Raw genomic sequence first — 426 nt, forward strand, 5'->3', positions numbered from 1 at the left:
GATATCGTCACGCGGAATCTTTCCACGTTTGTCGAGGCCTGCCTCCCGGATCGCCTGGGCCGCGGCTGCAAGAGCAAATTGCGAGATTAGCGGTGCGCGTTTGCCACGCCCCGAACGCTTGTAGTCGTTGAGATCGAACCAGTCGCCGACGTTGGCGCTGACCCCCAATTCAGGAAGCCGGACTGAATGCGAAAGACTGGGCTCTTCGGCATTCACGGCGGTCCAGAAGTCATCAACGGACCCGCCAAAACTACCGATAGCGCCCATTCCAGTGATCACAATGTCGGATGAAGTCATGCTAGTCTCCGGAAATTGCGGTTGCCGCATCCGCCGGCAATTGGGGCTGCCCGCGGAAATAGCTGAAAATATCCATCTGCCAGGCCGGGTTGCGTTGCCAGACCGAGCGCAGAACCTGCCGTTTAAAAT

General features: G+C 58.0%; 1 protein-coding gene. It reads right to left on the minus strand.

Translation table 11 applies throughout. From position 1 onward, the window contains the following. Window positions 1-297, minus strand: a 297-nt coding sequence (locus RA19_RS27125) for a hypothetical protein (RefSeq protein ID WP_039168410.1), incomplete at its 3' end; no start/stop codon positions are given. Between the last annotated feature and the right edge of the window lie 129 nt (window positions 298-426).

The sequence above is a fragment of the Leisingera sp. ANG-M1 genome, from assembly GCF_000813745.1.
In the GTDB taxonomy this organism is placed as follows: domain Bacteria; phylum Pseudomonadota; class Alphaproteobacteria; order Rhodobacterales; family Rhodobacteraceae; genus Leisingera.